The organism is Enterobacter sp. 04-C-12-SI-ECC (assembly GCF_047530715.1).
Lineage (GTDB): Bacteria > Pseudomonadota > Gammaproteobacteria > Enterobacterales > Enterobacteriaceae > Enterobacter > Enterobacter bugandensis.
The window spans coordinates 135,868-160,171 of the sequence record NZ_JBLKDI010000008.1 but is presented as its reverse complement, the minus strand read 5'-3'; the positions used below and the strand labels follow the sequence as shown (position 1 = coordinate 160,171).

Annotated in this window: 25 protein-coding genes; 10 read left to right on the top strand and 15 right to left on the bottom strand. The window is 58.8% G+C overall.

Features of this window, described 5'->3' with window-relative positions:
- The first annotated feature begins 46 nt into the window (after nt 1–46).
- Complete coding sequence (nlpD, locus tag ACMWL8_RS13385; protein ID WP_041908436.1) at nt 47–1,171, top strand: murein hydrolase activator NlpD; 1,125 nt, start codon at nt 47–49, stop codon at nt 1,169–1,171.
- Nucleotides 1,172–1,230: 59 nt separating this feature from the next.
- Complete coding sequence (rpoS, locus tag ACMWL8_RS13380) at nt 1,231–2,223, top strand: RNA polymerase sigma factor RpoS (protein ID WP_013098493.1); 993 nt, start codon at nt 1,231–1,233, stop codon at nt 2,221–2,223.
- A 52-nt stretch (nt 2,224–2,275) separates the two neighbouring features.
- Here rpoS and ACMWL8_RS13375 read toward each other — a convergent pair whose 3' ends face one another.
- The gene (locus ACMWL8_RS13375) at nt 2,276–2,653 is read right to left on the bottom strand and encodes a DUF4440 domain-containing protein (RefSeq protein ID WP_045261237.1); all 378 of its coding nucleotides are present in this window, start codon (nt 2,651–2,653) and stop codon (nt 2,276–2,278) included.
- Nucleotides 2,650–3,852 (bottom strand): MFS transporter, encoded by a 1,203-nt coding sequence (locus ACMWL8_RS13370; RefSeq protein WP_045261238.1) that lies wholly within the window; start codon nt 3,850–3,852, stop codon nt 2,650–2,652. Before ACMWL8_RS13370 ends, ACMWL8_RS13375 begins: the two co-directional genes overlap by 4 nt.
- A gap of 108 nt (nt 3,853–3,960) precedes the next feature.
- Here ACMWL8_RS13370 and ACMWL8_RS13365 point away from each other — a divergent pair, with 108 nt between their 5' ends.
- Nucleotides 3,961–4,848, top strand: coding sequence for a LysR family transcriptional regulator (locus ACMWL8_RS13365; protein WP_045261239.1), 888 nt, complete (start codon nt 3,961–3,963; stop codon nt 4,846–4,848).
- On the opposite strand, the gene ACMWL8_RS13360 is transcribed toward ACMWL8_RS13365, so the two are convergent.
- Nucleotides 4,845–5,252, bottom strand: a complete 408-nt coding sequence (locus ACMWL8_RS13360; RefSeq protein ID WP_028014232.1) for a MarR family winged helix-turn-helix transcriptional regulator — start codon at nt 5,250–5,252, stop codon at nt 4,845–4,847. The genes ACMWL8_RS13365 and ACMWL8_RS13360 overlap by 4 nt on opposite strands.
- Before the next feature lie 173 nt (nt 5,253–5,425).
- On the opposite strand from ACMWL8_RS13360, the gene ACMWL8_RS13355 reads away from it, so the two are divergent.
- The 3 genes from ACMWL8_RS13355 to ACMWL8_RS13345 are packed head-to-tail and all read left to right on the top strand — an operon-like array spanning nt 5,426 to nt 7,677.
- Nucleotides 5,426–6,028: a non-oxidative hydroxyarylic acid decarboxylases subunit B gene (locus tag ACMWL8_RS13355; protein ID WP_045261240.1), complete on the top strand. Its 603-nt coding sequence runs from the start codon at nt 5,426–5,428 to the stop codon at nt 6,026–6,028.
- Nucleotides 6,018–7,445, top strand: a complete 1,428-nt coding sequence (locus ACMWL8_RS13350) for a non-oxidative hydroxyarylic acid decarboxylases subunit C (protein WP_414751595.1) — start codon at nt 6,018–6,020, stop codon at nt 7,443–7,445. Before ACMWL8_RS13355 ends, ACMWL8_RS13350 begins: the two co-directional genes overlap by 11 nt.
- Nucleotides 7,446–7,455: 10 nt before the next feature.
- Complete coding sequence (locus ACMWL8_RS13345) at nt 7,456–7,677, top strand: non-oxidative hydroxyarylic acid decarboxylases subunit D (RefSeq protein ID WP_045261241.1); 222 nt, start codon at nt 7,456–7,458, stop codon at nt 7,675–7,677.
- Between the two features lie 93 nt (nt 7,678–7,770).
- Here the strand turns inward: ACMWL8_RS13345 and mutS are convergent, their stop codons facing one another.
- Together mutS and ACMWL8_RS13335 are read right to left on the bottom strand one after the other, a co-directional pair.
- Complete coding sequence (gene mutS / locus ACMWL8_RS13340) at nt 7,771–10,332, bottom strand: DNA mismatch repair protein MutS (RefSeq protein WP_414751594.1); 2,562 nt, start codon at nt 10,330–10,332, stop codon at nt 7,771–7,773.
- A gap of 113 nt (nt 10,333–10,445) precedes the next feature.
- On the bottom strand, nt 10,446–10,676 hold the full coding sequence (locus tag ACMWL8_RS13335) for a SymE family type I addiction module toxin (RefSeq protein WP_045261243.1): 231 nt from the start codon (nt 10,674–10,676) through the stop codon (nt 10,446–10,448).
- Between the two features lie 175 nt (nt 10,677–10,851).
- Between ACMWL8_RS13335 and ACMWL8_RS13330 the strand changes: the two genes are divergently transcribed.
- A complete protein-coding gene (locus tag ACMWL8_RS13330) occupies nt 10,852–11,196 on the top strand; it encodes a nitrous oxide-stimulated promoter family protein (protein WP_028014227.1) in 345 nt (114 codons plus the stop codon).
- A 5-nt stretch (nt 11,197–11,201) separates the two neighbouring features.
- Here ACMWL8_RS13330 and ACMWL8_RS13325 read toward each other — a convergent pair whose 3' ends face one another.
- The 10 genes from ACMWL8_RS13325 to hypA form a co-directional block, all read right to left on the bottom strand.
- Nucleotides 11,202–12,422: an MDR family MFS transporter gene (locus ACMWL8_RS13325; protein WP_045261244.1), complete on the bottom strand. Its 1,221-nt coding sequence runs from the start codon at nt 12,420–12,422 to the stop codon at nt 11,202–11,204.
- 16 nt (nt 12,423–12,438) lie between these two features.
- Nucleotides 12,439–13,200 (bottom strand): ABC transporter ATP-binding protein, encoded by a 762-nt coding sequence (locus tag ACMWL8_RS13320; RefSeq protein WP_041908454.1) that lies wholly within the window; start codon nt 13,198–13,200, stop codon nt 12,439–12,441.
- A complete protein-coding gene (locus tag ACMWL8_RS13315) occupies nt 13,200–14,237 on the bottom strand; it encodes a FecCD family ABC transporter permease (protein ID WP_028014224.1) in 1,038 nt (345 codons plus the stop codon). The genes ACMWL8_RS13320 and ACMWL8_RS13315 overlap by 1 nt, the downstream gene beginning before the upstream one ends.
- Complete coding sequence (locus ACMWL8_RS13310) at nt 14,237–15,235, bottom strand: ABC transporter substrate-binding protein (RefSeq protein WP_028014223.1); 999 nt, start codon at nt 15,233–15,235, stop codon at nt 14,237–14,239. Before ACMWL8_RS13310 ends, ACMWL8_RS13315 begins: the two co-directional genes overlap by 1 nt.
- Nucleotides 15,236–15,386: 151 nt before the next feature.
- The gene (gene flhA, locus ACMWL8_RS13305; RefSeq protein WP_045261245.1) at nt 15,387–17,459 is read right to left on the bottom strand and encodes a formate hydrogenlyase transcriptional activator FlhA; all 2,073 of its coding nucleotides are present in this window, start codon (nt 17,457–17,459) and stop codon (nt 15,387–15,389) included.
- A 63-nt stretch (nt 17,460–17,522) separates the two neighbouring features.
- Nucleotides 17,523–18,533 carry a hydrogenase expression/formation protein HypE gene (gene hypE / locus ACMWL8_RS13300; protein ID WP_028014221.1) on the bottom strand — a complete coding sequence of 337 codons (1,011 nt, stop codon included), beginning with the start codon at nt 18,531–18,533 and terminating at the stop codon, nt 17,523–17,525.
- Complete coding sequence (hypD, locus tag ACMWL8_RS13295; protein ID WP_045261246.1) at nt 18,530–19,651, bottom strand: hydrogenase formation protein HypD; 1,122 nt, start codon at nt 19,649–19,651, stop codon at nt 18,530–18,532. The genes hypE and hypD overlap by 4 nt, the downstream gene beginning before the upstream one ends.
- A 3-nt stretch (nt 19,652–19,654) precedes the next feature.
- Nucleotides 19,655–19,927: a HypC/HybG/HupF family hydrogenase formation chaperone gene (locus ACMWL8_RS13290; protein WP_028014219.1), complete on the bottom strand. Its 273-nt coding sequence runs from the start codon at nt 19,925–19,927 to the stop codon at nt 19,655–19,657.
- Nucleotides 19,918–20,781, bottom strand: a complete 864-nt coding sequence (hypB, locus tag ACMWL8_RS13285; RefSeq protein ID WP_045261247.1) for a hydrogenase nickel incorporation protein HypB — start codon at nt 20,779–20,781, stop codon at nt 19,918–19,920. The genes ACMWL8_RS13290 and hypB overlap by 10 nt, the downstream gene beginning before the upstream one ends.
- 3 nt (nt 20,782–20,784) lie before the next feature.
- Nucleotides 20,785–21,135, bottom strand: a complete 351-nt coding sequence (gene hypA / locus ACMWL8_RS13280; RefSeq protein WP_045261248.1) for a hydrogenase maturation nickel metallochaperone HypA — start codon at nt 21,133–21,135, stop codon at nt 20,785–20,787.
- Between the two features lie 211 nt (nt 21,136–21,346).
- On the opposite strand from hypA, the gene hycA reads away from it, so the two are divergent.
- The 3 genes from hycA to hycC all read left to right on the top strand — a co-directional run bounded on the left by hycA (nt 21,347) and on the right by hycC (nt 24,304).
- On the top strand, nt 21,347–21,811 hold the full coding sequence (gene hycA, locus ACMWL8_RS13275) for a formate hydrogenlyase regulator HycA (RefSeq protein WP_041908468.1): 465 nt from the start codon (nt 21,347–21,349) through the stop codon (nt 21,809–21,811).
- 73 nt (nt 21,812–21,884) lie between these two features.
- Nucleotides 21,885–22,493, top strand: coding sequence for a 4Fe-4S dicluster domain-containing protein (locus ACMWL8_RS13270; protein WP_045261249.1), 609 nt, complete (start codon nt 21,885–21,887; stop codon nt 22,491–22,493).
- Nucleotides 22,490–24,304, top strand: a complete 1,815-nt coding sequence (gene hycC / locus ACMWL8_RS13265; RefSeq protein WP_045261250.1) for a formate hydrogenlyase subunit 3 — start codon at nt 22,490–22,492, stop codon at nt 24,302–24,304. Before ACMWL8_RS13270 ends, hycC begins: the two co-directional genes overlap by 4 nt.

The following is a 24,304-nucleotide window of genomic DNA, read 5'->3' as shown; positions in this document are numbered from 1 at the left end:
CGGTAAATTTTAAGTCACTGGTAGTTAACACATTCCTGGGGGATAAATGAGCGCGGGAAGCCCTAAATTCACCATCAGCCGTGTTGCGGCATTATCACTGGTTTCGCTCTGGCTGGCAGGCTGTACAAGTTCCAATAACGCGCCTGCGCCCGTCAGTTCCGTCGGGGGAAACAGCGGCTCCGGTAACACGTCCAGCGGAATGTTAATCACGCCTCCGCCTAAAATGGGTACTGCTGCGCCGCAGCAAACACCACAAATTCAGCCTGTGCAACATCCTGTTACACAGCCAACGCAGATTCAGCCAGTTGAACAGCCTGTTCAGACCCAAAATGGCCGCATAGTCTATAACCGTCAGTATGGGAACATTCCGAAAGGCAGCTATACCGGCGGCAGCACCTATACCGTGAAGCGCGGCGATACGCTGTTCTACATTGCCTGGATCACCGGGAACGATTTCCGTGACCTCGCGCAGCGCAATAACGTCCAGGCCCCGTATGCTCTGGAAGTTGGCCAAACGCTCCAGGTGGGCAACGCAACGGGTACGCCACTGACGCCTGGCAATACGGTTTCAGCGGCCGATGTGACGGCTCAAAATAACAGCGTCAAGCCTGCACAAAAATCCACCACGGTGGTTGCTTCACAACCTGTAATTACGTATTCTGAGGATTCAGGTGATCAGACTGCTAACAAAATGTTGCCGAATAATAAAGGGACTGCGACTGTTGTCACAGCACCGACCACGGCACCTGTGGTTAGCTCTACTGAACCGACTGCAAGCAGTCAGAATGCCAGTTCGTCCATCACCGCATGGCGCTGGCCAACCGACGGCAAGATTATCGAGAACTTCGCAACCTCTGAGGGTGGGAACAAAGGGATCGATATCGCAGGCAGTAAAGGACAGGCTATCATCGCGACCGCAGACGGACGCGTTGTGTATGCCGGTAACGCGCTGCGCGGTTATGGTAATCTGATTATCATCAAACATAACGATGATTACCTGAGTGCCTACGCCCATAACGACACAATGCTGGTCCGGGAACAACAAGAAGTTAAGGCGGGGCAAAAAATCGCTACCATGGGTAGCACCGGAACCAGTTCTACACGCTTGCATTTTGAAATTCGTTACAAGGGGAAATCCGTAAACCCGCTGCAGTACTTGCCGCAGCGATAAATTGACGGGGCATGCCAGCCAGGGTGTCTCGTTCAGGGATCACGGGTAGGAGCCACCTTATGAGTCAGAATACGCTGAAAGTTCATGATTTAAATGAAGACGCGGAATTTGATGAGAACGGAGCAGAGGCTTTTGACGAAAAAGCCTTAGTAGAAGAGGAACCCAGTGATAACGATTTGGCTGAAGAAGAGCTGTTATCGCAGGGCGCCACACAGCGTGTACTGGACGCGACTCAGCTTTACCTTGGGGAGATTGGTTACTCTCCACTGCTAACGGCCGAAGAAGAAGTCTATTTCGCACGTCGTGCTTTGCGTGGTGATGTTGCCTCGCGTCGTCGCATGATCGAAAGTAACCTGCGACTGGTCGTGAAAATTGCCCGCCGTTACGGCAATCGTGGTCTGGCTCTGCTGGATCTGATTGAAGAGGGCAACTTAGGTCTCATCCGCGCAGTTGAGAAGTTTGACCCGGAACGCGGGTTCCGTTTCTCAACCTACGCGACCTGGTGGATTCGTCAGACCATCGAACGGGCTATTATGAACCAGACCCGTACGATCCGACTGCCGATCCACATCGTCAAAGAGTTGAACGTCTATCTGCGTACCGCGCGCGAGTTGTCCCATAAACTGGACCACGAGCCAAGCGCAGAAGAAATTGCCGAACAACTCGACAAACCGGTTGATGACGTAAGCCGTATGCTGCGTCTCAACGAGCGCATTACCTCGGTTGACACCCCGCTGGGTGGCGACTCCGAAAAAGCGCTGCTGGACATCCTGGCCGATGAAAAAGACAACGGCCCGGAAGACACCACGCAGGACGATGACATGAAGCAGAGCATCGTCAAATGGCTGTTCGAACTGAACGCCAAACAGCGTGAAGTACTGGCACGTCGTTTCGGTTTACTGGGGTATGAAGCTGCGACACTGGAAGACGTCGGCCGCGAAATTGGCCTGACCCGTGAACGTGTTCGTCAGATTCAGGTAGAAGGTCTGCGCCGCCTGCGTGAAATCCTGCAGGGGCAAGGGCTGAATATCGAAGCGCTGTTCCGCGAATAAGCAACCTTTCGTCAAAAAAGGCCCGTCGTGAGACGGGCCTTTTTCTTTTGTGCTACGGCTGGGCCGTTTCGTGCAGCAGACGCCATGTAATCCCGCCGCCTTCCTGATTAAGCACCGCAGTTGACCAGCGCACGTTGACGGGCAGGTCCGGCCGGGTTTGCGTCTCCCGGTAGTGCAGTACCGCGCCACGATCCCAGCGCTCGATCGTGGATAATTCGTCAATGACGATCTTCAGTCCGGGGCGGCTTCCTCGCTGACTGTGCAGAAAGTCCACAAGGCCGTGATAGTAGATATGAACGCCACCCGGTGGGATCATCAGAAAATCTGGCCGGAAACGGGCGAGCAGGGCGTCGGAGTCGCCTTCGCCTTTGCCTAACCAGTTTTCAAGCGCAATGTGGAGGTCGATAATGTCGTGTTCAAAAGGCGTCATGAATTCTCCTGTCGCAGCTGGTCGAGCACCTGCGTATTGTTAAGTCGGAAAACGTACAGTACAGGCAATAGGGTCATGCCTGCGGCAAAAAGAAACATTCCGTGCCAGGCGGCGAGCGGCGCCAGATAACTCTGCGCCAGACTCAGCACCTCTGCCAGCAGCAGGGCACCGGCAAAAAAGCTCAACTGACGATTGAGATTCCACAGCGCGCTGGCATCCGGCATCTCTTCCCGGCGCGTTGTCAGAAAAGCGCTGCTCTGAGCGGTACTGCTGCACAGGCTGCCCCCCGCGCCCATCAGGGTAAACGCAACGACAGGAAGCAGCGTAGCCGAACTGACGTTAAGCAAAAGCAGAATGCCCGTCGCCTGCAGCAGGCAGCCGATAACAATCAGCGGCTGTGGGCCGAAACGGTTAAAATAGCGTCCCGTCGCTGTGATGGCGATAAACGATGCCACGGACCACGGCAGCATGAGCATACCCGTTGCGGCTGGACTCATGTTCGCCTCGTGCTGAAGATAAAACATGCCCGTAACGTTCACCCCGATAAATACGCCAGGAACGCATACATAGACAAGCATGGCAAAACGCAAAAGCGGGTCCGCGAGCAACCGCAGGTTGAGCAGCCTGGCCGCTTTCATCGCGGGTATTTCATGTTTAAGCCACAGGCAGGCCAACACAAAGGTCACGATGGCCACCGGAAGCGTCGCGAAAAATATCCACCGCCAGCTTAGCATCTGCACCAGCAGGCCCCCGATAGCGGGGGAGCAGGCAGGAGCAAGCAGCGCGACCAGCATGACCGCCGAGGAGAGTCTGGCTCGCTCGTGAGGCTGAAACAGTTGCCAGGTCAGCGCCTGTCCGACGGGGATCAGTAAGCCACCGCCCACGCCCTGCAGCACGCGCCAGGCGATCAGACTTTCCAGCGTTGCAGACAGGCCTGCCGCAGCAGAAGCCGCGCTGAACAGAAAAAGCGAGAGCAGGATGACCCGTTTTGGTCCGAAGCGGCGCGTGAGCATGCTGCTAAACGGGATCGCCAGCGTCAGGCCGACAATGTACCCGTTACTGACCCAGGCAAGCGCTGAAGGTGTGGCGTTAAGGGCTTGCGCCATCGCCGGAAAAGCGACGCTGGCAATAAACATGTTGATCAAATCAAGAAAAAAGCCCAGCAGATAGACAGCGGCGACTTTGCTGCGATACGTCATGGTGGATCCTCCCGTGAGGTGGCGTATCGTATCGACCCCGGAAGCACGGATAAACCTGACAAAGCGCGATATACTGTCAAAAAAATTTTGACGGTAAAAGGCGTAATGATGATTAACCTACAGCGGACGCAGATGTTTGTTGCGGTGGCCGATACCGGCAGCTTTACTGCCGCAGCCGATGCGCTGGGCCTGACAAAAGCCGTAGTCAGCTTCAATATTCGCCAGCTCGAAGCCGAGCTGGGGGTGACGCTGCTGCTGCGCTCCACCCGCCGCCTGACGTTAACCGAGGCGGGAGCGCTTTTTCATCAGCGCAGCGTGGCGCTTCTGAAGGACGCAGAACGGCTGCAGGATGATGTTCGCGCGAATCATGCAGGACTCACGGGGGAATTGCGGATCACCACCACGCCTGAGTATGGTTCGCGGGTCGTGGTACCGTTGCTGGCAAGGTTTAGCCAGCTGCACCCGGAGCTTCGCGTGCGTCATGTCTCGTCTTCACTCCATGCCGATCTGATCTCAGAGCGCTTTGACGTGGCTATTCGGTTGGGAACGCTTACCGACTCGCGCTACCACGCCGCATTGATTTCACATTTTTCCATCCTGCCCGTCGCGACGCCGGAATGGCGGATGAATCATCCGGTCGAATCGCTTGCGCAGCTGGCGCAAGCCGACTGGATTATTCACGAGCGCTTAGCTTCGCCGCTGCGCTGGCAGGTGAAAGATGCCAGCGGTGCGCCTGAAATGCTTGAGATAAAAAAAGCGCCGCGCCTGTTTGCCGACAGCGCGCAGGCGCTTATGGCTTTTGCGCTTGCGGGAAGTGGCGTGGCGTTACTGCCTGAATGGCTGGTGCGCGATGCGCTTGATGCGGGAAAACTGGTCCCGGTTTTACCGGAATATACCTTCGCGCGGCAGGGCATCCACGCGGTTTATCCGGATGCCCGGCACGTGCCTGCGAAAGTGCGCACCTTTATTGATTTTATGCGCGCCAGGGTGAATTAATCGTGCATCATCTTTTTGATGAGCGCAGAGAATTGCTCCCGTTCGGCCTTATTAAGACGCCCTAAAAACGCCTCATCCACCTCGTTGCCGACCGGCTGGCAGTCTGCAAGCAGGGCTTCGCCTTCCGGCGTCAGGAAGACAAACCGGCGGCGCTTGTCTGCGGGATCGTGCTCGCGTTTGACCAGCCCGCGCGCCTCCATTCGGCTGAGCATCTCCGCCAGAGTCGCCTTCGTGCTGACCGCCACTTCGGTCAATGCCACCTGCTCAATGCCAGGGTGCTCGGCAATGGAGCGCATAACCGCATACTGCGGCTTGGTCAGTTCCGGCAGGGAATGTTGCCACTTAGCGGTATGCTGTTGAAAAAGCTGACGTAACAGGTGGAACGCCTCTTGTCTTAGTTCCATGAACACTCCGACAGAAAAAATCACCCCCTATGATAGCCGCTAAAGCCCGGGATGATAACGCGGGATTTTTTAGCAATTAATGTGATCGTGTGCGAACGATCTTGTCAGTAGAGCGATCCGGGAGTAGTTTATCTATAAATGTTCGTACACGAACAAATTGATTGAGGTGATGAATGAGATTGATCGTGGGAATGACAGGAGCAACGGGGGCTCCGCTGGGCGTGGCGCTGCTGCTGGCGCTGAGGGAAATGCCGGAGGTAGAGACCCATCTGGTCATGTCGAAGTGGGCAAAAACAACCATTGAACTGGAAACGCCTTACACCGTGCAGGACGTTGCTGCGCTGGCTGACGTTGTTCACAGCCCGGCTGACCAGGCCGCCACCATCTCCTCCGGCTCGTTTCGCACCGACGGCATGATCGTCATTCCCTGCAGCATGAAAACGCTGGCGGGGATCCGCGCGGGCTACGCCGAAGGGCTGGTGGGCCGTGCGGCAGATGTGGTGCTGAAAGAGGGGCGCAAGCTGGTGCTCGTTCCCCGCGAAACGCCGCTCAGCACCATTCATCTGGAGAACATGCTGGCGCTTTCCCGCATGGGCGTGGCGATGGTGCCGCCCATGCCTGCGTATTACAACCACCCGCAAACCGCCGATGACATCACCCAGCATATCGTGACCCGTGTGCTCGACCAGTTTGGTCTGGAGCACAAAAAGGCGCGCCGATGGAACGGGTTGCGGGAGGCGAAACATTTTTCACAGGAGAACAAAGATGGCATTTGATGATTTGAGAAGCTTCCTGCAGGCGCTCGATGAGCAAGGGCAACTGCTGAAAATTGAGGAAGAGGTGAATGCGGAGCCGGATCTGGCGGCGGTAGCCAACGCCACAGGCCGTATTGGCGACGGCGCGCCCGCGCTGTGGTTCGACAATATTCGTGGCTTTACCGATGCCCGCGTGGTGATGAACACCATCGGCTCGTGGCAAAACCACGCCATATCGATGGGGTTGCCAGCGAATACCCCGGTAAAAAAACAGATCGACGAGTTTATTCGCCGCTGGGACAAATTCCCCGTTACGCCGGAGCGCCGCGCTAACCCGGCCTGGGCGCAAAATACGGTCGACGGTGAAGACATTAACCTGTTCGATATCCTGCCGCTGTTTCGCCTGAACGACGGTGACGGCGGTTTTTATCTCGATAAAGCGTGCGTTGTCTCGCGCGATCCGCTCGACCCGGACCATTTCGGCAAGCAGAACGTCGGGATCTACCGCATGGAGGTCAAGGGCAAGCGCAAGCTCGGCCTGCAGCCGGTACCGATGCACGATATCGCCCTCCATCTGCACAAAGCGGAAGAGCGCGGGCAAGATCTGCCGATCGCGATTACTCTCGGCAACGACCCGATTATCACCCTGATGGGCGCCACGCCGCTGAAATACGATCAGTCTGAGTATGAAATGGCCGGCGCGCTGCGCGAAAGCCCGTACCCGATTGCCACCGCGCCGCTGACCGGCTTCGACGTGCCGTGGGGGTCTGAAGTGATCCTGGAAGGGGTGATTGAAGGCCGCAAACGTGAAATCGAAGGGCCGTTCGGCGAGTTTACCGGACACTATTCCGGTGGCCGTAATATGACGGTGGTCCGTATCGACAAAGTTTCTTACCGCACCAAACCGATCTTCGAATCCCTTTACCTCGGCATGCCGTGGACCGAGATTGACTATCTGATGGGACCAGCCACCTGCGTGCCGCTTTACCAGCAACTGAAGGCGGAATTCCCGGAAGTGCAGGCGGTGAACGCGATGTACACCCACGGTCTGCTGGCAATTATCTCCACCAAAAAACGCTACGGTGGTTTTGCCCGCGCGGTCGGTTTACGCGCCATGACCACGCCGCACGGTCTGGGCTACGTGAAGATGGTGATTATGGTGGATGAGGATGTCGATCCGTTCAACCTCCCGCAGGTGATGTGGGCGCTCTCATCGAAGGTCAATCCGGCAGGGGATCTGGTGCAGCTGCCGAACATGTCAGTGCTTGAACTCGACCCAGGCTCCAGCCCGGCGGGCATTACCGACAAACTGATTATTGATGCCACCACGCCTGTTGCACCGGACACCCGTGGCCACTACAGCCAGCCGGTACAGGATCTGCCTGAAACTAAAGCCTGGGCTGAAAAACTGACCGCGATGCTGGCAGCACGCCAATAAGGAGGAAAAGATGATTTGTCCACGTTGTGCCGATGAGCATATTGAAGTGATGGCGACGTCACCGGTGAAAGGGGTCTGGACCGTTTACCAGTGCCAGCATTGTCTTTATACCTGGCGCGATACCGAACCGCTGCGTCGTACCAGCCGCGAGCATTACCCGGAAGCGTTCCGCATGACGCAGAAGGATATTGATGATGCACCGCAGGTGCCGACAATCCCGCCGCTGTTGTAAAAATAAGCCCGGTGGTGCTGCGCTTACCGGGCCTACGGGTTTTGTAGGTCGGGTAAGGCGAAGCCGCCACCCGACAAAACAGACCGCAGAAAACTAAACCAGGCTCTTCAACCGATAAATCCACTCCAGCGCCTGACGCGGCGTCAGTGAATCCGGGTCGAGGTTCTCCAGCGCTTCCACCGCAGGCGACGTTTCTTCAGCTGGCGCCAACAGCGACATCTGGGTGCCATCAATCTGCGTCGCCGCCGCATTCGGCGAGAGGCTTTCCAGCTCACGCAGCTTCTGGCGAGCGCGCTTGATCACCTCTTTTGGTACACCTGCCAGCGCCGCAACGGCCAGGCCATAGCTCTTGCTCGCCGCGCCATCCTGCACCGTGTGCATAAAGGCGATGGTGTCGCCGTGCTCCAGCGCATCAAGATGAACGTTAGCCACGCCTTCCATTTTCTCCGGCAGTTGCGTCAGCTCGAAGTAGTGGGTGGCGAACAGCGTCATGGCCTTGATTTTATTCGCGAGGCTTTCAGCACAGGCCCAGGCCAGAGACAGGCCGTCATAGGTTGAGGTTCCGCGTCCCACTTCGTCCATCAGCACCAGGCTGTGCTCCGTCGCGTTATGCAGAATATTAGCCGTTTCGGTCATCTCGACCATGAAGGTTGAGCGGCCGCTCGCCAGATCGTCCGCTGCCCCAACGCGGGTGAAGATACGATCGATGGGGCCAATCTCCACTTTTTGCGCCGGGACGTAGCTGCCGATATACGCGAGCAAAGCAATCAGCGCCGTCTGGCGCATGTAGGTACTCTTACCGCCCATGTTCGGGCCGGTAATGATCAGCATTCTTCTCTGCGGCGACAGGCTCAGCGGGTTGGCGATGAACGGTTCGTTCAGCACCTGCTCAACGACCGGGTGACGGCCTTCCGTAATGCGAATGCCGGGCTTGTCGGTAAAGGTCGGGCAGGTATAGTTCAGCGTTTCAGCCCGTTCAGCCAGGTTCACCAGCACGTCCAGCTCCGCCAGCGCGCTGGCGCTGAGCTGCAGGTCAGCAAGGTGCGGCATCAGCATGTCGAACAGCTCGTCATACAGCTGTTTTTCCAGCGCCAGGGCTTTACCTTTCGAGGTGAGTACTTTGTCCTCGTACTCTTTCAGCTCGGGAATGATGTAACGCTCGGCGTTTTTCAAGGTCTGACGACGTACGTAGTGAATCGGCGCCAGATGGCTTTGCCCGCGGCTGATCTGAATGTAGTAACCGTGTACCGCGTTATACCCCACTTTCAGCGTGTCGAGCCCAAGACGCTCGCGTTCGCGAATTTCCATCTTATCCAAGTAGTCCGTCGCACCGTCAGCCAGCGCGCGCCATTCGTCCAGCTCCTCGTTGTAGCCTGGGGCAATCACGCCGCCGTCGCGCACCAGAACCGGAGGCGCATCAATAATGGCGCGCTCCAGCAGCTCGCGAAGCTCGGTGAATTCGCCCATCGTTTCGCGGAGTTTCTGTACCGGCGCGCTGTCAACGTCGCTCAGCTGCGCACGCAGTTCCGGCAGCTGCTGGAAAGCATGTCGCATACGCGCGAGGTCGCGCGGGCGCGCGGTGCGCAATGCCAGACGGGCAAGAATACGCTCCAGATCGCCTACCTGACGCAGGACCGGCTGCAGCTCGGTATAGCGATCCTGCAACGCAGCAATCGTCTGCTGGCGGCAAACCAGCGTATCGGTATCGCGAATCGGCATATGCAGCCAGCGCTTCAGCATGCGGCTGCCCATCGGCGTCACCGTGCTGTCGAGCACCGACGCGAGCGTGTTTTCAACGCCACCTGCCAGGTTTTGGGTGATCTCCAGGTTACGGCGCGTGGCGGCATCCATAATGATGCTGTCCTGCTGGCGCTCCATGGTGATAGAGCGGATATGCGGCAGGGCGGTGCGCTGGGTGTCTTTCACGTACTGCAGCAGGCAACCTGCGGCACACAGCCCGCGCGGAGCATTTTCCACGCCAAAGCCAATCAGATCGCGGGTGCCGAACTGCAGGTTCAGCTGCTGGCGCGCGGTATCAATTTCGAATTCCCACAGCGGGCGACGGCGCAATCCGCGACGGCCTTCAATCAGCGCCATTTCGGCGAAGTCTTCGGCGTAGAGCAATTCTGCCGGGTTGGTGCGCTGCAGTTCGGCAGCCATCGTTTCGCGGTCAGCCGGCTCACTCAGGCGAAAACGCCCGGAGCTGATGTCCAGCGTGGCGTAGCCAAACCCTTTGCCGTCCTGCCACAGCGCCGCCAGCAGGTTATCCTGGCGCTCCTGAAGCAGGGCTTCATCACTGATGGTGCCTGGCGTGACGATGCGTACGACTTTGCGCTCAACCGGGCCTTTCGAGGTTGCCGGATCGCCGATTTGTTCGCAGATGGCAACGGACTCACCCTGATTCACCAGCTTGGCCAAATAGTTTTCAACCGCGTGGTGCGGGATACCGGCCATCGGGATGGGCTCGCCTGCGGATGCGCCACGTTTGGTTAGCGAGATGTCGAGCAACTGCGACGCACGTTTAGCATCGTCATAAAACAGCTCGTAAAAATCGCCCATGCGGTAAAACAGCAGGATTTCCGGATGCTGTGCCTTCAGCTTCAGGTACTGCTGCATCATCGGCGTATGTGCGTCGAAATTGTCGATTGTGCTCATGGAGTTATGATGTCCATTTCTTTGAAAATAAACCGTTTTGAGCGGCTCAATGGCCGTTTGTTCGTTCTATTGTCGCATGAAAAAAAGGTACGGCGCAGAAAAATGTGGCGGCTTTACGAGGTGCCTTCAGACATTAACTCAATGACGATTTTTCCATGCTCAACGCCCACCCTGACCTGGGAGTTGGTGGTAAAGCCCGCCTTTTCAAGCCAGTCTCCTTTTAAGCTCAGCGCCGCATGCACGCTGTATCGCTTCGGTATCTTCGTTTTTCGATTCTCGTGACGTTTTCTGAAATATCCCACTTTTAAATGGCGGTAGGGTTTGCCGATCGCGATCTCTTTCATAGGGTCTCCAGACTATACGGACAACGGTCATTCCTGATGCCTGTATAAAATACCAGTGATTTTCAGGAGGTGCAGGGTTAATAGTGGAATCAGGCTTCAGAAAACGGAATGCAACACCTGAAATCCACAGTATTAAAGTGTATTATTGATGCACCTTATTATTTGGTAAGTCGCTATGACCGGTAAACGCATATCACGTGAAAAAGAGACCATCGCGAAAATGATCGCGTTGTACGCAAAGCAGTGTCCACAGGCTTCTCAGGAAGCGGGGCATTATCAGGCGCTCAACGCCTATGCCGATAAGCGCCTGGATAAGTGCGTTTTTGGTGAAGAAAAGCCCGCCTGTAAACAATGCCCGGTGCACTGCTACCAGCCTGCCAGACGTGAAGAGATGAAGCAGATTATGCGCTGGGCAGGCCCGCGTATGTTATGGCGTCACCCCATTCTGACCGTCCTCCATCTGATGGATGACCGTCGTCCGGTGCCGGAACTGCCGGAGAAGTATCGCCCGAAAAAGTGAACCGATCAGCTTCGTAGCGGGCGGCAAATCACGTTCAGGGCCAGCGCGCTGCAGAGTGGAAAGAGCGCCAGCAGAAGCCACGGGTAAATCGCCTGCGTTGAAGGCACCAGCGCGCGATCCAGCAGGCTGCCAAATAACAAGTTTCCAGCCAGTACCGCAATGCCTCCGGCGGTGGAGAGTGCGCCATAGTGCGCGCCCAGCGTGGATTCATCGGCGAACCGCGGAATGAGATCTTTTGCCGACGGCACCAGCAGCATCTGCCCCAGCGTCAGCAGCGTGACAAACGAGACCGAGGGCAGAAGCCGCAGCCAGCCCTCAGGCGGTTCTGTTGCCGCAAACATTGCCACGCTCGCAAAGGCGGCGGAAAGCAGCAAAAAGCCCACCGGAAGAATGTTCACCGCGCCCACGCGTCGGGCGAAACGCGCCAGCGGCAGCTGTAAGGTAATGATCAGAACGGAGGCCAGCATAAAAAGCGGGCCGAGATCTTTCTCGTTACCGCCGGAGCGCTGGATCTCCACCGGCAGCGCCAGATAGAGCTGGTTGTAGCTTAACAGCCAGGAGCTGTAGGCAATGATAAAGGCGACAAAGCGCGGCTGGCGGAACGTCGTCCACCAGGGCACTATTTTTATCTTCTGTGAACGTTGCCCGGCAGCAGGCAGACAGAAGTAAAGCACCACTAGCGCAATGATAAAGACGCCTGCCCCCGCCAGCGCCACCTGGCGGAAGCCAAGCCCCGTTAGCAGAGCGCCAGCAACCGGGCCCAGTACCGCGCCGAGCTCCCCGCAGACGGCAAAGAGCGCAAACCACTCTGCCCGGCTTCGTTTCCCTTTCGCCTCGCTGTGGGTACCCGCTTTCGCCAGCAGAGCCTCAATTGAGGGAGAAAATAGCGCGCCGCCGACGCCCGTCAGACACGCGCCCAGAATAATCGGCCACAGCGATCCCCCGAAGGCCAGCAGCAGATAGCCTGAAACACGAACTATACAGCCGCTGAGGATGATGACCTTCGCGCCAAACCGGTCCGAGAGCGCACCGCCAACGATAAACATCCCCTGCTGCGAGAACGTGCGCAGGCCCAGGATCAGCCCGATGAGCCCGCCGGAGAGCAGCATGTCGTCGCGCAGAAATACTGCCAGGAAGGGAACGACGGCGTAAAACCCAATGTTAAAAACAAACTGGCTACCCAGTAAAACGGGCGGCCAGAGCGTGGTGGCGGGGCGAAGGGACATTGTCGATCACTCGTCCCTAAACGATAAAGTGAATGTGCTTTTTGCCATGAAACGGCGAGATCTCAATTTTGGTTTTGACCCGGAAGACATCCCAGAGCAACGACTCGGATAAGATGTCCTGCGGCGTTCCGGTCGCCACAATTTGCCCTTTCTGCATCACAATCAGCGAGTCGCAGAACATTGAAGCGTGGTTGAGATCGTGGATGGCGACGATACTGGTAACGGGTAATTGGCTGATCAACTGCATCAGCTGCATCTGATGATGGATATCCAGGTGGTTGGTCGGTTCATCCAGCAGGATTTCGGTTGGCGTTTGCGCCAGCGCGCGGGCAATATGCACCCGCTGACGCTCGCCGCCGGACAGGCTCAGCCAGCCCTGCTCGCTGCGGTCCAGCATATCGACACGCTGCAGAGCCGCGGTGACGGTGTCGTCATCCTGCGCGCTCCAGTTAGAAAAAGGGGAGTGGTGCGGAATACGCCCAAGTTTGACCACGTCGCGCACGCGCATGTTGGCGTCGGTCATCCCGTGCTGCTCAACGAACGCCACCCGGCGGGCAAGCTGCTTTTTGGCGATGCGGGAAATGTCCTGCCCGTCCAGGGTCACGCTTCCCGAATCCGGGCGACGCAGGCCTGCCAGGATACGCAAAAGGGACGATTTGCCGCAGCCGTTAGGACCAAGCAAACCCACCGTTTCGCCGCGTGAAACCTTCAGCGAGACACCATTGACGATAACTTTTTTGCCTACCTTCCAGGTAATATTTTCAGCGCAGATACTCATCACTTATTCCTTGAGCGGTAGATAATCACGGCAAAGAAAGGTACGCCCACCAGCGCGGTGACCACGCCGACGGGCAGGCTTTGCGGCGCAATCAGCATGCGTGAGGCGATATCGGCCAGCACCATCAGGATCGCCCCCGCCAGCGCGCTGGCAATCAGCAGCGTGCGGTGCAGCGGCCCGAACAGGAAGCGCATGACGTGCGGCACCACCAGCCCTACAAAGCCGATTGAGCCCGCCATGCTGACGATGGTCGCGGTGATCAGGGCCGTGGTGGTAAACAGGGCAAGACGCACCCAGGGCACGGCAATGCCTAAGGAGGCAGCCGCGTCATCACCAAAGGTAAAGGCGTCCAGCGCCCGGGAATAGTAGAGGCAGACGGCAAGGCCCGCCAGCACGACAACCAGCGCCAGCTGGAATTCCGGCCAGCGCACGCCGCTAAAGCTGCCCAGCAGCCAGAACATCACGTCGCGCGCCTGCTGCGCGCTGGCGGAGGTGCTGATGGTGTAGGCGGTAATGGCGTTGAAAAGCTGAGATGCAGCAACGCCTGCCAGAATGGTGCGTTCATTGCCGCCGCGCGCGCCGTTCGTCAGAAAGGCGACAAACGCAAAGGCGGCGAACGCCCCGGCAAACGCGCCCGCAGAGAGCGATACCGCGCCGGTGCCGATGCCCAGGACGACGACCGACACCGCCCCGGTTGAGGCACCCGCCGACACGCCGAGCACGTAGGGTTCCGCCAGCGCGTTCTTCAGCAGGCTTTGCAGCACGGCACCGCAGATGGCTAAACCGGCCCCGCAGCAGGCCGCCACCAGCGCGCGGCTCAGGCGAAAGTCCCAGATTACGCTCTCATAAATGCGGTTTAGCGGAACGTCGGTCAGCCCCAGCTTATTGCCAATAGCGTAAAAGACGTTGGACAGCGGAATCGACAGCTCGCCGACGCTGACGCCAAGAGCAATCACTAAAAACAGCAGGACAACGGCAAGCAGAGCGGAAGTGGTCAGGATCAGGCCCTGGCGGGCCTGAAGTACGGCTGCCGTCATCAGTTCAGCCCCAGTTTTCTGAGCTGTTCACCCACCTGTTCAGCACCGTAAATCGTACGAATCGTCGGGTTCATCGCCTGACCGTCCATCACCACGATATGGCCTTTTTTGACGGCATCAAGCTGGCTCACGGCAGGATCGCTTTTCAGGAATTTGATTTTCTCATCCGCGTTATCCAGCGCCCAGCGGTTGCGGTCCAGACTGGAGACGACAATCACATCAGGGTTCGCGGCAATAATACTTTCCCAGCCGACGGTCGGCCATTCGGTCTCAGCGGTAATGGCGTTATGGCCACCCAGCACGTTAGCAATAAAACCGGAGGCGCTGTTTTTCCCGCCGACATAGGCATCTGCCGAAGGCGAGGCGCTTGAGAACCAGAAAACAAACGAGAGATCTTTTTTGTTTTTACCAAATTCCTGACGCAGGTCGGCCTCACGTTTTTTGAAATCAGCGATAACGGCCTGGCCGCGCGCTTCAACGTTAAAAATCTTCGCGAAATCTTCAATCTCTTTATAAAGGTACGTCATATCCCACAGCGTCTGGCGGCTGCCGTACATATCGCCTGCCGCTTTTTTGGTGGCGCACATGCCTGGAGATAAATAGCTGTTCACGCCGACGGTAGCCAGATCTTCACGTTTTGCGACCTTACTTTCCGGCCCAAGCAGCAGCGGCAGCTGGGCAGGAACAAAATCGGGGTTTTGCGCAAGGATGGATTCAAGAGTCGGAATTTCGACGGTCAGGGTTTTGATTTTTGCATTCTGCTCAGCCAGCTGCGGCAGCACTTTGGTCGGCCAGAAGGCACTGGCTTTGACCTTATCTTCCAGCCCCAGCAGGAGCAAAATTTCCACGGTGTTCTGACCGAGGGCCACGACGCGTTCCGGCGCTTTAGTGAATGTCTCTTTATAGCCACAGTTTTCAATCGTCAGAGGATATGTGGTTGCCAGAGCAGAACTGACCGACGCAATCGCCAGGCCTAACGCGCAGATGACCTTCTTCATGAAACGCTACCCTTCATTAATATTATTTTTGATGCAAATGAAACGCATTATTAAGGCGGAATTTTATACAGAGGAAAATATATTGTGTCAATGAGGGACAATTGCGCAGGGTGACGAAAAGCGGCGCCATAAGCGGCGCCGGAATGACGGGTTAAAGCAGGCTCTCTTTATCGATTCCCAGACGCTTCATGCGAGAGAGCAGGGTAGTGCGTTTCAGCCCCAGCCGCTGAGCTGCGCCCTTCGGTCCGGCTACCACGCCGTTGGTCTCTTTCAGTACGCGCATAATGAGCTGATATTCATCTTCGCCTTCCTGCGCGACTTCTGCCGACAGCGTGGGGGCTTCCTGAAGGGAGACTTCAGGCAAAGAGAGCTGCAGCACGTTCCCACGCGTCAGCAGTACCGCGCGTTCAATGACGTTTTCCAGCTCGCGCACGTTCCCCGGCCACTCCATCGACGAGAGGGTACGTAGCGTTTCGGCAGGAATACTGTCGATATTCCTCCCCATCCGGCGGGCAATCTTCGCGGTAAAGGCCTTCACCAGCAGCGGAATATCTTCCGGGCGCTCGCGCAGCGGCGGCAGGCAGATCGGAAAGACGTTCAGGCGATAGTAGAGATCGCTGCGAAACTCGCGGTCAGCGACCATCTTTTTCAGATCGCGGTTGGTGGCGGCAATCAGCCGCACGTCGGTTTGGATCAGCTTGTTGCTGCCGAGGCGCTCAAACTCCTGCTCCTGCAAAACGCGCAGCAGCTTGGGCTGCAGCTCCAGCGGCATATCGCCCACTTCGTCGAGGAACAGCGAGCTTTTATCCGCCAGTTCGAAACGGCCCAGCCGCTGGCTGCTGGCCCCGGTAAACGCGCCGCGCTCGTGGCCGAAGAGGTCACTTTCCAGCAGACCCGCGGGCATCGCCGCGCAGTTCATCTTCACCATCCGCCGGCTGTTGCGGTTGCTCAGGTTATGAATGGCGCGGGCTATCAGCTCTTTACCGGTGCCGGTTTCACCGAGGATCAGCACCGTGCTGTCGCTCTGGGCCACCATTTCAACCTGCTTGAGGACGCTGTACATGGCATCGCTGCGCCCGATGATTTCGCCAAACTCGCTGTCCACGTTGTTGAGCTGTTCGGTCAGCGCCAGGTTTTCGTCCACCAGCCGCTCTTTCAGGCGGTGGATCTCCTGATAGGCGAGGGCGTTATCCAGCGCGATGGAAATACGCTCGGCGATCTGGCGCAGCAGCTTCAGGTTGGCGGTGGTAAACACGGCTTCATCGCACTGCGCCAGTTTGAGCACCCCAAGCATGGTGCTGCCGGACATCAGCGGCAGCAGGCACAGGGTCTGAATTTTGTTGCCCCAGGTGTTAAACAGCATCCGCTCGTACGGCGCCACCGGGTCCTGCTCGCTAAGATTCAGCAGCAGGATCTCTTTGCTTTTAAATACCCGCTCAGAAAGGGTGCCCGCTTCGTCCACCTCGCTCTGCTCGTGCGCCGGATTGGCCTCATCAAGATAGTGGGTGGAGTAGATGTTTAGCTTGCCTTTGCGGTTCCCGCGTAGCGCGATGCTGATGGCGTCGATCCTGAAATAGTGGTGGATCTCCTTGGCGACTTCGCTGACCAGCTCGTCCATGTCGAGCCTTGAGAGTACGGCGTTGGTGATGGCGACCAGAATGCGGAAGTTATCGCGCTCGCGGCTCAGCAGGTCGTAATCCACGTTATTGGTGACGCGGCTTTGGATCTGCTCCGCGACGACGGCCACAATCTGGGTAAAGGTGTGCAGCCGCTCGTACTCCGCCTCGCTCCAGGGCTGGTCGGTATTGCGGATAAACTCGCAGCCGCCAAAAATATGGCCCTCCGCCGCCAGCGGCAGCATGCCGTAATGACCGAAAGGCTGATAGAGATTGCTCTCTGCCAGCCGCGGCCATGCCATCCGAAACTCTTCAAAATTGCAGTGCAGCACTTCAGGCCGGGAGAGAATGCGGCGCACCGGGCCGTGCGCGAGGTACGTTTCGTCTTCGTATTCAAACGTTTTGCCATTCTCGCGCGTGGAATAGTAGCTCGCGCGGTGCGTTCCGCTATGCCAGAGCACAATCGCCGCGCTGTCCGCCAGCGCTGATTGCCTGACCAGCCGCGTCAGGGCATCGCTCAGCGCGCCGAGATCGGGCTGTTGTAAAAGTGTGCGCGTGATGTCAAACAGGCCCTGCTGTCCAAGATCGCTCATCGGTGTATACGGCATTATTGCTTTCCAATAGAAACTGGCAAAAAAGAGACTTCACTGCTGACCGCTTATGGTGCGGTTCTAGCAAATTCGGGGTAACGGCTCAGCGTGCGGCAGATCCAGCGTGCGCTTCACGCCGTAAAGTCCGGTCAGGCGCACCCCTTTGCGCTCAACCACGTCGCCAATGATGGCCGCGTCCTTCCCTAAGGGATGCGCTCTCAGCTGTTCAAGTACAGCTTCCGCCGCCGAACGTTCCACGCCGATCGCCAGCTTGCCCTCGTTGGCAAAGTTTAGCGGGTCAAGCCCTAAAAGCTCACACAGCCCCCTCACGGCAGGCTTAACGGGCAGGTCGCGCTCGCTCAGTTCAATCCCGCACCCGCTGCTTGCGGCGAACTCGTGGACAACGGCATTCACCCCGCCCCGGGTGGCGTCGCGCAGGGCTTTGACGCCCGGCATGTCGCGCAGCGTCTGGATAAGCGGGGTGAGCACCGCGCAGTCGCTGCGAAGCTCGCCGTCCAGCCCCAGGCCTTCGCGCAGGTTCAGGATGGTTGCCCCGTGGCAGCCCAGCGTTCCGCTGACAATCAGCACGTCGCCCACCGAAAGCTGCTGCGCGCCCCAGTGAATGTCGGCAGGGATCGCCCCCAAGCCGGCGGTGTTGATGAAGAGCTTATCCGCCGCGCCGCGCTGGACAACTTTGGTATCCCCGGTGACGATAGCGATCCCCGCCTCGCGGGCGGTGTGCGCCATGCTGTTGACCACTGCCGCAAGCGTCTCCATCGGTAATCCCTCTTCGAGGATAAATCCGCAGGAGAGGTAGCGCGGAATGGCGCCGCTGACGGCCACGTCGTTGGCCGTACCGCAGACGGCGAGCTTGCCAATATCGCCGCCCGGGAAGAATAGCGGGTCAATCACGTAGCTGTCGGTGGAGAACGCCAGCCGGTCGCCGTGTGCGGTGAGGGTTGAGAGCGCGATGCGCGCCTGATCCTCCTGCTCGGCGAGCCAGGGGTTATTAAAGGCCTCCATGAACAGCCGGTTAATCAGCTGCTGCATCGCCTGTCCACCGCTTCCGTGCGCCATTTCCACCGTGTTCATGCTTCACACTCCTGGTTGCGATACTGATACCACGCGGCGCATGCCCCTTCAGAGGAGACCATCAGCGCGCCAAACGCGGTTTGCGGGTTACAGGTGTTGCCAAATAGCGGGCAGTGGTGAGGTTTGCATTTGCCGGTAAGCACCTCGCCGCAGCGGGCCCGGGGATCGTCGCACACCTGCTGCGGCTGCGGGCGGAAGTGCGCTTCGGCATCAAATTCGCGATAGGCAGGCGTCAGGCGCACGCCGGATTCCGCAATCAGCCCCAGCCCGCGCCACTCGCTGTCGCCCTCAACGCTAAACACGTCGGCAATCGCCTGCTGCGCCCGTTCATTTCCCGCATCGGGCACCACGCGGCGGTACTGGTTTTCAACCGCGCTCAGGGACGCTATTTTCTGCTCAACCAGCATGGCTACGCCTTGCAGTAGATCAAGCGGTTCGAAACCAGCCACCACTAACGGACGATTGTACTGCTCAGCGATAAAACCGTAGGCGTCTGTGCCAATCACCATGCTGACGTGGCCCGGCGCCAGAAACGCATCGATGCCGTTGTCTGGCTCTTCGAGCAGACTGCGCAGCGTGGGAATGAGCGTAATATGCTGGCAGAAAAAGAAAAAGTTAGTGACGTTGCGCGCTTTCGCCTGCTGCAGCGTGATGGCCGTAGCGGGCATGGTGGTTTCAAAACCCAGCCCGAAAAAGACGACCTTGCGCTCAGGGTTAGCCTCTGCCAGCGTCAGGGCATCCATCGGCGAGTAAACGATCCGCACGTCCGCGCCGCGCGCCTTCGCCTGCAGCAGCGAGCCGTTTTTCCCCGGCACGCGCATCGCGTCGCCAAAGGTGCAGAAAATGACGCCGGGCTGGCCGGCAATTTCGATGCAGCTGTCGATACGCCCCATCGGCAAAACGCACACCGGGCAGCCGGGGCCGTGAATAAACTCAATGTTCTCCGGCAGCAGCTGGTCGAGGCCAAACTTGAAGATGGCGTGCGTGTGCCCGCCGCACACCTCCATGATCCGCAGCGGCCTTTCGTTCGTGTAGTCCAGCAGCGCCGCGCGCGTTTTCAGATGTTCGATAAGCTGCATCACCTGTTCTGGCGCGCGGTATTCATCAACGTAACGCATAGGCTAGCGCTCCTCGCCGTACAGGAGCGCGCCCACGTCCGGCTCCACGTCAAACATGTTTTGCAGCGCGTCCAGCGTGTCGCGGGCTTCCGCTTCGTTAATCACGCTCATCGCAAACCCCACGTGGACCAGCACCCACTGGCCGAGGCGCGACGCGCCCGTCTCATCGGTGCTGCCCACCAGCGTCAGGTCGACGTCGCGCAGGATGCCGCAAACCTCCACTTTGGCCTGATTGCCGTCGAGGGAATGGATTTGTCCCGGTACGCCTATGCACATCGTTCGCTCTCCAGCCAGTCCAGCCAGGCGTCCATGCCGTCGCCGCGCGTGGCGGAAACCAGCAGGATGTGAATGTCCGGGTTCACCTCGCGGGCATAGGCCAGGCACTTATCCACGTCGAAGTTCAGGTACGGCAGCAGGTCAACTTTGTTCAGCAGCATGAGGGAGGCGGCGGCGAACATGTGCGGGTACTTCAGCGGCTTGTCCTCCCCTTCGGTCACGGAGAGCACCGCCACTTTATGCCGTTCGCCGAGGTCGAAGCTTGCCGGGCATACCAGGTTACCGACGTTTTCGATAAACAGGATGCCGTTATCCGCCAGCGGCAGGCGAGGGGCGGCGTCGGCAATCATCTGCGCATCCAGGTGGCAGCCCTTGCCGGTGTTAACCTGAATGGCGGGCGTGCCGGTTTCGCGGATGCGCGCCGCGTCGTTAACGGTTTGCTGATCGCCTTCGATAACCGCGCAGGAGACGCGTTCGTTCAGGCGCGTAAGCGTTTCGGTCAGCAGGGTGGTTTTACCGGAGCCGGGGCTGGAGACCAGGTTCAGCACCAGCAGTTGACGCGCGGCAAAGCGGGCGCGGTTGCGGGCGGCGATCTGGTTATTTTTGTCCAGCACGTCGATCTCCACCTCCAGCATCTGGCGCTGGCTTATGCCCGGCGCGTGGGTGCCTGCTTCGCCGTGGCCGTAATGCAGATCGCCCGCGTCGGAACGCTGCGGCGCAAAGGTGATGCCGGTCAGGGCCGCCGCAGGACGCGGGGCAGGGGAAAAGGGCGCGGAGCGAAACGCGGAGTGGGGACGGTGTTCATCCCCTTCTATATACAGGTTGCCTTCGGCGCAACCGCAGGTACTACACATAACTTACTCCTTCTCGATTTCGAGGCGCAGGATCTGCATGCCGTCATCCGCCACGATGCGAAGACCCGTGCTCTGACACTGCGGGCAGCGCTGAACCTTTGATGAGAGCAGGGTGACGTACTGCTGGCACTGCTCACACCAGCACTCCGCCTGCTGCTCGTCGATATGCAGCGCGCAGCCTTCCGCCAGCGTGCCGCGGCACACCAGCTCAAAACAGAAGGTGAGGGCGCTGCTCTCGACGCAGGAAAAGGCGCCGACCTTCAGCCAGACGCCGGTGACGCGCTTCGCGTGGTTTTGCACTGCCTGCTGTTCGATAAGTTCCAGAGCCCGCTGGCAGAGGGTGATTTCGTGCATGACGCCTCCTCAATGATTTGCGCCAGTAAATGCAATAACGGTGCCAGCTTGATTTGCGTTACGGCGTGACGATGTCAGCGCTGTCGAAATGACACGTCGACACGGCGGCGTTGACAGTGTCTTTTTTGATAAAAATCATTCAAATCAACAAATTAAAAGCTGGCACGGAATCTGCTTAACAGCCGCTATCTCCATTAACCGGATACCTTCTATGACTATTTGGGAAATTAGCGAAAAAGCGGATTACATCGCGCAGCGCCACCAGCAGCTTCAGGATCAGTGGCACCTCTACTGTAACTCTCTGGTTCAGGGGATCACCCTGTCAAAAGCCCGACTGCATCATGCGATGAGCTGCGCGGCGCAGGGGGATATGCGCTTTGTCCTGTTCGGGCATTTCACGGTCTTTGTGACCCTGGCAGACAGCTTTAACAGCCACACCATCGAGTACTACGTTGAGAATAAAGAGGGTGAAAAACAACGTATTGCGCAGGCGCAGCTGATGGCCGACGGCATGGTCGACGGCTACGTCAGCAACCGCGATCGCCAGCAGGTGCTTGAGCACTATCTGGAGAAAATCGCGCCGGTTTACAACGGTCTCTACGCCGCGGTTGAGCACGACTTGCCGGTCGACCTCAAACAGCTCGTCGTGGGAAAGGCCCCCGCAAATCTTGCCTGATAACCGAATGTCGAAAAGTGTCGATGAGACAGTTTTTCGTCGTCAAAAATGACCATCACCAGAGGATTGCCCGGTGAACCGTTTTGTAATTGCTGACTCGACGGTCTGTATTGGCTGTCGGACCTGTGAGGCGGCGTGTTCGGAAACGCACCGCCTGCACGGGCTGCAGTCCATGCCGCGCCTGCGCGTCATGCGTAATGAGAAAGAGTCTGCCCCGCAGCTCTGCCACCACTGTGAAGATGCCCCGTGCGCGGGCGTCTGTCCCGTCAATGCCATCACCCGCGTCGATGGCGCGGTCCAGCTGAACGAAAGCCTGTGCGTGAGCTGCAAGCTGTGCGGCATCGCCTGCCCGTTCGGTGCCATTGAATTCTCCGGCAGCCGCCCGCTGCATATCCCGGCGAACGCCAATACCCCGAAAGCGCCGCCTGCGGCACCGGCTCCGGCACGCGTGAGCACGCTGCTGGACTGGGTGCCCGGCATCCGCGCTATTGCGGTGAAGTGCGACCTGTGCAGCTTTGACGAACAGGGCCCGGCCTGCGTGCGGACCTGCCCGACCAAAGCGCTGATCCTGGTTAACATCCGCGATATCGCCCGCACCAGCAGGCGCAAGCGCGAGCTGACCATTAATACCGACGTCGGCGATCTTTCGCTTCTGCAGGCGCTTAACGAGGGGGCGAAATGAACGCGATATTTATGATTAACAGCGCCGTGGCGTACTTTGCCGCTGCCGCCGCGCTGGCGCTGGTGTTCTCTTTCCATAAAACCCTGAGCGGCTGGATAGCCGGTATCGGCGGTGCAGTCGGCAGCCTGATGACGCTGGCGGCGGGCGGTGTCGTCCTGCTCGGCGGACAATCCCTGGAAACACTCATGCCGCTGATTCGCCACACCGTGGCGATTACGCCGCTGAACGCCATCTGGCTGGTGACCTTTGGCCTGTGCGGGCTGTTTATCAGCCTGTTCAATATCGACTGGCACCGCCATCAGCAGACCAAAGCCAACGGCCTGCTGGTTAATCTGCTGATGGCCGCCGCGGTCTGCACGGTTATCGCCAGCAACCTTGGCGCGCTGGTGGTGATGGCGGAGATCATGGCGCTGTGTGGTGTGTTCCTGACCGGCTGCAGCGCCTCCGGTAAGCTGTGGTTTGCACTCGGACGCCTCGGCACGCTGCTGCTGGCGCTGGCCTGCTGGCTGGTGTGGCAGCGTTTCGGCACCCTGGATTTTGCCGCGCTTAACGGCCAGCCGCTGGGGAACGACGTCTGGCTGCTGGGCGCAGTCGGCTTTGGCCTGCTGGCCGGGATTATCCCGCTGCACGGTTGGGTCCCGCAGGCGCACGCGAATGCCTCTGCGCCCGCCGCCGCGCTGTTTTCGACGGTGGTAATGAAGGTCGGTCTGTTCGGCATTTTGACGATTACCCTGACGGGCGGTCAGCCGCCGCTGTGGTGGGGGGTAGCGCTGCTGATTGCGGGGATGATCACCGCCTTTGTCGGCGGCCTGTACGCCCTGATGGAGCACAACATCCAGCGTCTGCTGGCGTACCACACCCTGGAAAACATCGGGATTATCCTGCTCGGCATGGGCGCGGGCGTCACCGGGCTGGCGCTCAACCAACCGGCGCTGATTGCCGCCGGGTTTATCGGCGGTCTGTATCACCTCGTCAACCATAGCCTGTTTAAAACCACTCTGTTCCTCGGCGCGGGCAGCGTCTGGTTCCGCACCGGGCACCGGGATATCGAAAAGCTCGGTGGGATTGGCAAAAAGATGCCGATGATTTCACTCGCCATGCTGGTGGGGCTGATGGCGATGGCCGCGCTGCCGCCGCTGAACGGCTTTGCCGGGGAATGGGTGATCTATCAGTCCTTCTTCGCGCTCGGCCAGAGCGACTCGTTTATCGCGCGGCTGCTCGGCCCGCTGCTGGCGGTGGGCCTGGCGATCACCGGGGCGCTGGCGGTGATGTGCATGGCGAAAGTCTATGGCGTCACCTTCCTCGGCGCGCCGCGCACCCGTGAAGCGGAGAACGCCTGCTGCGCCCCGGTACTGATGGCCACCAGCGTGGTCGCGCTGGCGCTGTGCTGCATTGCGGGCGGGGTTGCCGCGCCGTGGCTGCTGCCGCTGCTGGGCCACGCCGTTCCGCTGCCGCTGGCGACGGCGCATACCGTTGTCTCCCAGCCGATGATGGCGCTGCTGCTGATCGCCGGGCCGCTCCTGCCGTTCGTGCTGATGCTGTTCTTCAGACGCGACCGTCTTGCCTCCCGCTCGCGCGGCGCGGCGTGGGCCTGCGGCTACGAACACGAGCCGTCGATGGTCATTACCGCCCACGGTTTTGCCATGCCGGTGAAGGAGAACTTCGCCTCCGTGCTGAAGCTGCGCCAGTGGCTTAACCCGCAGGGCTGGGTGCCGGGCTGGCAGAGTGCTGCCGTGCCCGTGCTGTTCCGCCGACTGGCGCTGATCGAGCTGGCGGTGCTGGTGGTGATTGTGATTTCACGAGGAGCCTGA

Coding starts and splice junctions, on each gene's coding strand:
- ACMWL8_RS13310 (WP_028014223.1), bottom strand. CDS start 15,235: ATGAAGAAGGTCATCTGCGCGTTAGGCCTGGCGATTGCGTCGGTCAGT.
- rpoS (WP_013098493.1), top strand. CDS start 1,231: ATGAGTCAGAATACGCTGAAAGTTCATGATTTAAATGAAGACGCGGAA.
- ACMWL8_RS13320 (WP_041908454.1), bottom strand. CDS start 13,200: ATGAGTATCTGCGCTGAAAATATTACCTGGAAGGTAGGCAAAAAAGTT.
- ACMWL8_RS13350 (WP_414751595.1), top strand. CDS start 6,018: ATGGCATTTGATGATTTGAGAAGCTTCCTGCAGGCGCTCGATGAGCAA.
- ACMWL8_RS13335 (WP_045261243.1), bottom strand. CDS start 10,676: ATGAAAGAGATCGCGATCGGCAAACCCTACCGCCATTTAAAAGTGGGA.
- nlpD (WP_041908436.1), top strand. CDS start 47: ATGAGCGCGGGAAGCCCTAAATTCACCATCAGCCGTGTTGCGGCATTA.
- hypD (WP_045261246.1), bottom strand. CDS start 19,651: ATGCGTTACGTTGATGAATACCGCGCGCCAGAACAGGTGATGCAGCTT.
- ACMWL8_RS13345 (WP_045261241.1), top strand. CDS start 7,456: ATGATTTGTCCACGTTGTGCCGATGAGCATATTGAAGTGATGGCGACG.
- hypE (WP_028014221.1), bottom strand. CDS start 18,533: ATGAACACGGTGGAAATGGCGCACGGAAGCGGTGGACAGGCGATGCAG.
- ACMWL8_RS13315 (WP_028014224.1), bottom strand. CDS start 14,237: ATGACGGCAGCCGTACTTCAGGCCCGCCAGGGCCTGATCCTGACCACT.
- ACMWL8_RS13360 (WP_028014232.1), bottom strand. CDS start 5,252: ATGGAACTAAGACAAGAGGCGTTCCACCTGTTACGTCAGCTTTTTCAA.
- hycA (WP_041908468.1), top strand. CDS start 21,347: ATGACTATTTGGGAAATTAGCGAAAAAGCGGATTACATCGCGCAGCGC.
- hypB (WP_045261247.1), bottom strand. CDS start 20,781: ATGTGTAGTACCTGCGGTTGCGCCGAAGGCAACCTGTATATAGAAGGG.
- hycC (WP_045261250.1), top strand. CDS start 22,490: ATGAACGCGATATTTATGATTAACAGCGCCGTGGCGTACTTTGCCGCT.
- ACMWL8_RS13290 (WP_028014219.1), bottom strand. CDS start 19,927: ATGTGCATAGGCGTACCGGGACAAATCCATTCCCTCGACGGCAATCAG.
- ACMWL8_RS13330 (WP_028014227.1), top strand. CDS start 10,852: ATGACCGGTAAACGCATATCACGTGAAAAAGAGACCATCGCGAAAATG.
- ACMWL8_RS13370 (WP_045261238.1), bottom strand. CDS start 3,852: ATGACGTATCGCAGCAAAGTCGCCGCTGTCTATCTGCTGGGCTTTTTT.
- ACMWL8_RS13375 (WP_045261237.1), bottom strand. CDS start 2,653: ATGACGCCTTTTGAACACGACATTATCGACCTCCACATTGCGCTTGAA.
- ACMWL8_RS13365 (WP_045261239.1), top strand. CDS start 3,961: ATGATTAACCTACAGCGGACGCAGATGTTTGTTGCGGTGGCCGATACC.
- hypA (WP_045261248.1), bottom strand. CDS start 21,135: ATGCACGAAATCACCCTCTGCCAGCGGGCTCTGGAACTTATCGAACAG.
- mutS (WP_414751594.1), bottom strand. CDS start 10,332: ATGAGCACAATCGACAATTTCGACGCACATACGCCGATGATGCAGCAG.
- flhA (WP_045261245.1), bottom strand. CDS start 17,459: ATGCCGTATACACCGATGAGCGATCTTGGACAGCAGGGCCTGTTTGAC.
- ACMWL8_RS13325 (WP_045261244.1), bottom strand. CDS start 12,422: ATGTCCCTTCGCCCCGCCACCACGCTCTGGCCGCCCGTTTTACTGGGT.
- ACMWL8_RS13355 (WP_045261240.1), top strand. CDS start 5,426: ATGAGATTGATCGTGGGAATGACAGGAGCAACGGGGGCTCCGCTGGGC.